The following is an 8,139-nucleotide window of genomic DNA, read 5'->3' as shown; positions in this document are numbered from 1 at the left end:
TGCATTCTACAGTATTTTTTATACCACGCAATACCTTTTTTAAATTATTTTCTTAATTCGTGTTTGAGTGGTTGTTTATTAGGCAAAATACAACTTTTCATCTATTTTTAAGTGCAATTGGGGCAATATTAGCAATTTTATTGTTATTTTTTTCATCATCATTCTGTTCTTGCCAGAGTAATGGTCGCACATCGATATATTCACAATAGCCCGCACTACCCTCCTCCACTTCATTATTGATCGTTAATTGGTAACAAAAGCTTCCAACATAGCCTGCACCTAAACCAAATTTAAAATCTCCACGGCTTCGGCCATATAAGTGAATATCATATTCAGCATGTTTCACTTCCCATTCAAATTCACGAGGGAGATACATTTCTTGTCGATTTGGTGTAGTTACTTTCGGATAAACCCGATGAACATTGAAGCTAACCTGTTCATCAATAAAAATAGGGGATTTATGATCTGCTGATCGTAAATACATACGCGACTGAATGATCTGATTAAATTGATTTTTTAATTGAATCAAAATAAGTTGCTGTTGATTTTTCAAATGAATCATTTGGTAGGTATAAAAGCATATCGGTAAATAAAGCACATTGATTGCACGCGCATATTCAAATGCACCTTGATGGTTAATCTCAAAAATTTGATTTTTATATCGAATAGAACCCTGACATTGACAAAGCAGTGACCAGTGATCATAAATACCAATTTTTAAACGATTGAACTGATGAATGATCGGCTGTGTTTCGATATTTAAATTGACCTGTAACTCATCATCATTCCGCTGTAAATGAAATCTAGGAAATGCACCACTTAATTGTTGTTTTTCGCCAAATTGAAAAAGTGTGTCCTTAAAGTGGCATTCATTCTGTTGAGAATAATTATGGATATGTCCTGTCATTTGTGGACTACTACTACTCAACACAAAAACAGTATCTAAGGGATTTGTAGAAATAGCGCTTTGATTACGCAAAATAGGAATATTGGGTTGCCCCGTGAGTGCTTTAAAATTGAAATAGTGTAATGGTGATGGTAAATCGGGAAGTATTAATCCTTGGTAAATAATTTTGTACCACCCCTTAACAGGATGGTAAGCGAGATCAAGCGGGAACCGCTCTGACTTAAGCTGCTTAGATTCATTGGATGGATGCATAAACAGCTTCATAATCAGGCTCCTTTTATCCCGCCCTATATTTCAAAATCTCTGATCTCATTTTTAGATTTTATTTATGCTGATTTTCGTGCCATAAAGGTTGTTACAAATCCTGATAATGCATAAATAATTGAAATAACCAAAATTCCTACAGGAATGTTATACGTCATTGCAGCAAGAATAAATACAATAATAGGTAAAACGAAAAATGGCACACGACTACGATCGACTGTTTTAAATGAGTAGTACTTGATATTGGAAATCATCAATAAACCGACTGCAACAATAATCACAGCATTTACAGTTTGAATAGCAACATCTTTTAAATCGAAAATAAGCGGGAAATCTCGCCCAACCCAAACTAATGATACAATCATAATGGCGGCAAGCGGACTTGCAACACCAATAAAGTAGCGTTTATCGACCACACCAATTTGCACATTAAAACGTGCTAAACGAAATGCAGCACAAGCTGTATAGACAAAACATGCAGCTAAGCCAATACGACCTAAATCATGCAAACTCCAACTATACATAAGAATAGCAGGTGCAACACCAAATGCTAACAAGTCAGACAATGAATCAAACTGCTCACCAAAGGCACTTTGCGCACCAATCGCACGTGCAACTCGACCATCTAAACCATCAAGTAACGCTGCAATAAAAATAGCATAAATTGCTTGCGTATAATCGCCATTCATACTGGCAATAATCGAGTAAAAACCTGACAACAACGCTGAGGTTGTAATCAGGTTCGGCCACAGATAGATACCACGACGCTTCACTTTATTACCTTCTTGCGTATGCTCTTCTTCTTCCACTTCAAACGTAATGCCATCGAAACTCGTTTGCGCTTCTGAAGCTTGATCGCTTTCGGGTTTATTTGTATTTGTCATTTTCGGATCCTACATGTGACCTTATTGCTTTTATTAAAAATTACTCACCAACCAACCAACGAACAGCGGCATGTCCACCCGTATCCTGCATACGTAAATGCGGGAATAACCATTGTAATGCTTCGTCAGCGTCTTGAGAGAATTTCCATGGTGGATTGATCACAAGTAAGCCACAGCCATTTAAACCAACTGGCGTATCATCTGGCCATACGCAAATTTCACATACCAACTGACGGCGAATACCCGTTTTGATCATTTTTTTCTCAAAACGTTCAATCATGGCACGGTCTTTAATTGGATACCAAACTGCAAAAACACCCGTAGGCCATTTTTTGTAAGCAGCAACCATCAACTCAACAAGTTGTGGGAAATCTTTACGTTCTATTTCGTAAGGTGGATCAATCATCACCAAACCACGTTTTTCCTTCGGTGGAATCACACCAAGTAAGCCTTCATAAGCATTACGTTCATGTAAGCCTGCACGCTTATCACGAATATTATAGTAGAGCTGTTGAAATACATCGCGCTGCATTTCAAAAATAGTCGCTTTATCAATATCACGCATGCCTTCAAGCGCAAACCATGGTGAACCTGGGTATGCACCTTTACCTGAACATGCACGCATATCTTCAACAACCTTAAGATATTGCTTTACGCCTTCAGGAGCATTACGTTTAATAGAATCATCAAGTTTTACAAGACGATGAATACCATTTAAAAACTCACCCGACTTTTGTGCTTCTGCTGTTGATAGATCGTATTTGCCCGCACCACCATGCGTATCGATATAACGATAAGGTTTATCTTTCGTGTTAAGACGCGAGAGTAGCTGTAGCAACAATACATGCTTCATGACATCGGCAAAGTTGCCCGCATGGAAATGGTGACGGTAATTCATGTTTCAATTATTCCTGAGTTCAACCGCTATTTTAGCACGAAAAAACATTTCTTCATCTTTCCACATTTGTTCTAAACTATTAGCTTGAATTTTTCTGTTGTTTTATTGGAATTTTATGGAAGCTACACTCCTCCCAGAGTCTTGGAATGTTGATCAAATTCTCGATGATCTTGATCAGCATGGTTTTACTTTTATTGACAATGCTTATCCATTTAGCTATACCCAACAACTTGTTGAAGAATGTACTTCAAATCTTAATCTTTTTCGTGAAGCTGCCATTCAAAATGGTGTCGTTAGCAATATTCGTAGTGATCACATTCTTTGGATTAATGAAGAATTAAAGATCGCTCAACAACATATCAATGCCCTTCAAGCACTTTCTCAAGTCTTAAATAGAAGTTTTTACTTAGGTATTCAAGAAGTCGAAGCTCATTTTGCCTGTTACAACGCAGGTGAATTTTATGCCTTACATCGAGACAATCCTCAAGGTAAAAATGGTCGTATTATTTCAACTGTTTACTATTTGCATGAAGCATGGCGAGCAGAATGGGACGGACAATTACGTTTACAAGACAAAAATAATCAATGGCATACCATTGTTCCGAAACCAAATCGTATTGCGATCTTTCAAAGTGACTTATTGCATGAAGTAATTGAGGCAAAAGAACAACGCCTATCAATTACAGCATGGTTACGTACTCAAACCATTTGAGTTCAATCAAAATTTATTTGATCAAGCCACACAAATAAATCAAGGAAATATTGATGAAGTTTAAACCAATATTTCCTCGCATTTTAATATTTTGACCTCGAAAATATTCAATAGCACTTATATTTTCGTACAGATTTTAAAAATTTGCTGCTTGTTCATCTACAAACTTAAATTTATATTCATGTTGAATACTCGCCATTGGCATTCGTATTTGCATGTTTTTATGATTTAATGTCGCCTCTTCAAAAATATATTGAAAGACGTTAGGCTGTGTCCAGGTAAATCCATTTCATCCATATGCAAAAACATGTTATCACCAGCTTTAAACTCTTCATCAAGCTGAGTCTGAATCATATTATGGAAATCTTTAAACTTACCTACTCTTTGTCCACTTTTAGTCACTTGACCTTGTGTTTCTTGTAAAATAACTTGAGTTACATCAGAACCTTTTAGTGCACCAACAAGCGTATTTGTCATTAAACTCACGCCTTCTAAACTCGGTATAGCCGTTGCAGTTTTAGCAATAACAGCAATGTCACTCACTGCTCTTTTCAAAGAAAACTCTTTTAAATTTGTACGCTTTAAAACCTGCTCTAGCCGACCATTGGTCATGGGCTTATATTCACGGTCATTAAAAGTTAAACGAACCTCATTTGGCTTAAATTTTATTCTTTCACTTGAGTGGTTACGCACCACAACAAAAAAGGGTAAGCCTTTTCCTTGTAAGCGTTGATATTGAACAGTATTTTCATTCGCACGTCGCACAATAACTTCAACCCGATTTGCTTCCTTGCCAACCGTATCTTTCAAAGTCACCGTATAACCTTGAGCAACTTGATTATTCATCATGGTTGCAAACTCAGGAACCTTCTCTGTTAAAATTTGATTAATATTTTCTGACTCCAATGACACCCCCGCATTGCCTCATAAACATCATTCGCCATCGTATGCCCACTACAAAGCAACAACCAGCCCATCCCTAAGCCATAAATATTCAGTTTCATTTTTTTGTTCATAAAAACCCCACTACAAAAATAAAAAATAAATAACACAAGGAAACAAAATACTACATCAATCATATTTTTTGTTTGTTTTTTAAACACAATCACTTGATATTTAGTAACAAATTAATTTTTATTTTTTAGAAAAAATTACTATTAAACTGATAATCGCTAAAATATTAAACACACTTAAAATACAGTTTCTGATTGACAAGGGGTTTAAATCACAGACATCAGCCTTATTATAATGAGCAGAACTAAAGAGGATTCGGACATGTCTGTAAATACAACAAATATCATCTCGCGCATTGGTGAAACGGATCAATTGTATTTGACAAACAATTCACCCGAACTTGCACTTGAACGTGGGGATTTACGCTTAGAGCTTGCAACAATAAGCCATTCTAAACAGGAACAAATCCACTTCCTGCAAGAAGCGATTGTGTTACTTGAAACAGCTCGAGTTGAATACGAAGAAATGCCAATGGCGTTGTATGTAAAACTTTCTTTGCATTTGGTAAAGGCCTATATGATCTTTTTCGAAATTACTAAAGAAACGCGTTATGCCTTAATTACACAGCAAATTTTAAAACCATTAACCGTGAATGAAGATGCAGATATTTATTTTTTCTTGGCTTATGCTGCTGTGAGTAAAAATGAAATAGCTATGACTCGTCATTGGATTGGTAAATATTTAAAAAATCCTGCACATGATCCTGCATTGTTGCAGTCACACTCAGCATTTCACTCTGTACGTGGTGCCGAATGGTTTCCAAAAGTGCTTCCAAGTTAATCAATATAGAAATGTGTAAAGTTTAAAAATAGAAATGGCTCAGAAATGAGCCATTTTTTGTTGCGCTTGGGGAAAGTTAAACAGGTTGGAGTTTATAAGCATCCATATGTAATTGCTGATTAAGCTCATCAACCCAAATCGCCCAATCATCATCTTGTACCAAATGACTAATTAATAATGCACGCTGACTTTTATTCCAAAAAGGTGCGTCATGTAATGAAACATTTGCAGGAAGTTGATGTGTACGAATGTACAATTCAATTGCTGCGGGACTGTTTGCTAAACCGAGTTGTGAAAACAGTAAATCCAAGGATGGTTTTTGTTGTGTGAGCATCCTACGCCCTCCTTATCAATTGTTCTGTATTTTCATATTATCCTAACTGATAAATTGATTAAAAAAAAGCCCAATTTTGATTGGACTTTTTTTGTATTTTTACCACTTATTTTCTTAAATTTTTAATACGTTCAGCTTTAATATCTTTATTTAATAACTCGTTTAAATTATCAATCACGATGGACCACTCATCATCTTTTTGCCAATGACTCGATAAAAATTGCTTTTGGTTTTCTGTCCAAAATGGCGCTAGATGCATCAAAGTACCTTCAGGCAATTGATGTTCCTCAATAAACTGATCAATTGCATCTGATTCAGATGATAAGCCCAATTGCTCAAATAATAATTCTAGAGTCGGTTGCTGATCAAACATATCAAGTATTCCTCTTTCTTTTCAAATTATTCATTGTGATCTTTAAAATATGAAGCTTTGCCTAATTTGTCTGCTCAGTTCGCTGTCTATTCTTGTAATTTTTTGTTGAATCCATTTTTAAAAAAGTGATTCGAAATAAAAAAGCACCCTAAAAGGGTGCTTTTTCTAACTCAATCTTTCAAAAGATTAAATTATTTAATCATGTCAGCAACTGCTGCACGTTCGCCTTCTAACTCATCTAGAGTGAAATTGATACGCTCACGGCTGAATTCATCAATTTCAAGACCTTGAACGATTTTGTATTCGCCATTTTCAGTTGTTACAGGGAAACCAAACATAACGCCTTCTGGAATACCATAAGAACCGTCAGAAGGAATACCCATTGTTACCCATTTGCCGTTTGTGCCAAGAGCCCAATCGCGCATATGGTCGATTGCAGCATTTGCAGCAGACGCAGCTGAAGACAAACCACGTGCTTCGATGATCGCAGCACCACGTTTACCAACAGTTGGAAGGAATACATCTTTGTTCCAAGCAGCATCGTTAATTTTGTCTTTTAAGCTTTCGCCGTTTACAGTTGCAAAACGGTAGTCAGCATACATTGTTGGAGAGTGGTTACCCCAAACTGTCATTGTTTCGATATCAGAAACTGCAACACCAGCTTTTTGAGCAAGTTGAGTCAACGCACGGTTGTGATCAAGACGTAACATTGCTGTAAAGTTTTTCGCTGGAAGATCTGGAGCAGATTTCATTGCAATGTAAGCATTTGTATTTGCAGGGTTACCTACAACAAGAACTTTAACATCACGGCTCGCAACTTCGTTGAGTGCTTGACCTTGACCAATGAAGATTTCGCCATTTACTTTAAGTAATTCAGCACGTTCCATACCAGGACCACGTGGACGTGAACCAACTAAAAGAGCGTAATCTGCATCTTTAAATGCAACTTTAGGATCATCAGTACCTACCATACCTTCCAATAATGGGAAAGCACAGTCGTCAAGTTCCATCATTACGCCTTTAAGCGCAGCTTGAGCTTTCTCAAATGGAACTTCTAATAATTGCAAAATAACAGGTTGGTCTTTACCAAGCATTTCACCGCTAGCAATACGGAATAATAGGCTGTAACCAATTTGACCTGCGGCGCCAGTAACGGCAACACGAACTGCTTGCTTCATCTAATTATCTCCAATTGAGGATATTCAATGCGATTAGATAGTTAGTCTATCCAATCCAATCATCTTAAACGTCCAAGATTGTACTCCAATCTTTTCGGTTATGCATTTAAAAGAAAATGATTTTCAACAAAAGTATAATAAAAAAATCAACAGTTAATTTATCATCGATAAACTCAATATGAGCCTTGAACGCTAAATGAGCTTGGACAATTTGAAACGACATGACTAGAGCATTGCTTAAACTGACCATTCACCTTATAACAAACCTGTACTTCTGTAAGTACAGGAGTTGAACGCAAATTTTGGCAATTAAAACGTATACCATTGACTGTTAAACCTGGATTTAAACGAATAAATTGAGCACGTAAAGCGTTGTGTTGTACTTGCTTATTTTCAGAACCCGTTAAATCAGCAGGAATCTTTAAACGATCTGCAAAATTAATCAATGTTCTAAAATACTGACTTGCATTAGAAGGAATACACCCCCCCACACTACGCCATAACTGAACACGTGCGCTTTCTTCAGGCATAACCCGTGCAACAACTTTAGCTTGTAATGGTGATAATGTTGCCGATGTATTGGTCGAACAATCTGCCTGAGTCGTTTCAGGCAACAAACCAGTAACAGTCAATGAATAACCTTCCAAGCATTTTCGTTGCTTCTTCTTGCTACTATCCATTGCACAGACCGCAGGTGTCATTTGCACCTGCATGACATATCCTTGAACAACAGGTGCAGCAACAACATTTCCAGCACTAAAACAAAAAAGACCTGTCATAGCATAAAGCCATGCA

11 protein-coding genes are annotated in these 8,139 nt (G+C 36.7%); 2 read left to right on the top strand and 9 right to left on the bottom strand.

Annotated elements, in window-relative coordinates; all coding sequences use genetic code 11:
- Positions 1-97: 97 nt before the first annotated feature.
- From ACK2M2_RS12030 to ACK2M2_RS12020, 3 genes are all read right to left on the bottom strand, one after another.
- Positions 98-1,171, bottom strand: coding sequence for a DUF6670 family protein (locus ACK2M2_RS12030; RefSeq protein WP_419348751.1), 1,074 nt, complete (start codon positions 1,169-1,171; stop codon positions 98-100).
- Between the two features lie 62 nt (positions 1,172-1,233).
- A complete protein-coding gene (gene pssA, locus ACK2M2_RS12025; RefSeq protein ID WP_409512323.1) occupies positions 1,234-2,055 on the bottom strand; it encodes a CDP-diacylglycerol--serine O-phosphatidyltransferase in 822 nt (273 codons plus the stop codon).
- A gap of 40 nt (positions 2,056-2,095) precedes the next feature.
- Positions 2,096-2,953 carry a 23S rRNA (adenine(2030)-N(6))-methyltransferase RlmJ gene (locus tag ACK2M2_RS12020; protein WP_419348748.1) on the bottom strand — a complete coding sequence of 286 codons (858 nt, stop codon included), beginning with the start codon at positions 2,951-2,953 and terminating at the stop codon, positions 2,096-2,098.
- A 115-nt stretch (positions 2,954-3,068) separates the two neighbouring features.
- Between ACK2M2_RS12020 and ACK2M2_RS12015 the strand changes: the two genes are divergently transcribed.
- Positions 3,069-3,665, top strand: a complete 597-nt coding sequence (locus ACK2M2_RS12015; protein ID WP_409512325.1) for a 2OG-Fe(II) oxygenase — start codon at positions 3,069-3,071, stop codon at positions 3,663-3,665.
- Positions 3,666-3,893: 228 nt separating this feature from the next.
- Here the strand turns inward: ACK2M2_RS12015 and ACK2M2_RS12010 are convergent, their stop codons facing one another.
- Together ACK2M2_RS12010 and ACK2M2_RS12005 are read right to left on the bottom strand one after the other, a co-directional pair.
- A complete protein-coding gene (locus ACK2M2_RS12010; protein ID WP_419348745.1) occupies positions 3,894-4,571 on the bottom strand; it encodes a hypothetical protein in 678 nt (225 codons plus the stop codon).
- Positions 4,541-4,681, bottom strand: coding sequence for a hypothetical protein (locus ACK2M2_RS12005; RefSeq protein ID WP_419348742.1), 141 nt, complete (start codon positions 4,679-4,681; stop codon positions 4,541-4,543). Before ACK2M2_RS12005 ends, ACK2M2_RS12010 begins: the two co-directional genes overlap by 31 nt.
- A gap of 259 nt (positions 4,682-4,940) precedes the next feature.
- On the opposite strand from ACK2M2_RS12005, the gene ACK2M2_RS12000 reads away from it, so the two are divergent.
- Positions 4,941-5,459: a hypothetical protein gene (locus ACK2M2_RS12000; RefSeq protein WP_409512327.1), complete on the top strand. Its 519-nt coding sequence runs from the start codon at positions 4,941-4,943 to the stop codon at positions 5,457-5,459.
- Positions 5,460-5,535: 76 nt separating this feature from the next.
- Here ACK2M2_RS12000 and ACK2M2_RS11995 read toward each other — a convergent pair whose 3' ends face one another.
- From ACK2M2_RS11995 to ACK2M2_RS11980, 4 genes are all read right to left on the bottom strand, one after another.
- Entirely contained in the window at positions 5,536-5,793 is a 258-nt protein-coding gene (locus tag ACK2M2_RS11995; RefSeq protein WP_409512328.1) for a DUF2789 family protein, read from the bottom strand.
- A gap of 106 nt (positions 5,794-5,899) precedes the next feature.
- A complete protein-coding gene (locus tag ACK2M2_RS11990; protein WP_419348738.1) occupies positions 5,900-6,166 on the bottom strand; it encodes a DUF2789 family protein in 267 nt (88 codons plus the stop codon).
- 191 nt (positions 6,167-6,357) lie between these two features.
- Positions 6,358-7,344, bottom strand: a complete 987-nt coding sequence (locus ACK2M2_RS11985) for a malate dehydrogenase (protein ID WP_409512330.1) — start codon at positions 7,342-7,344, stop codon at positions 6,358-6,360.
- 173 nt (positions 7,345-7,517) lie between these two features.
- Entirely contained in the window at positions 7,518-8,123 is a 606-nt protein-coding gene (locus ACK2M2_RS11980) for a ribonuclease I (RefSeq protein WP_419348768.1), read from the bottom strand.
- Between the last annotated feature and the right edge of the window lie 16 nt (positions 8,124-8,139).

The organism is Acinetobacter sp. TY1, from assembly GCF_048551395.1.
Classification (GTDB): domain Bacteria; phylum Pseudomonadota; class Gammaproteobacteria; order Pseudomonadales; family Moraxellaceae; genus Acinetobacter.
This window is presented reverse-complemented; position numbering and strand designations above follow the sequence as displayed.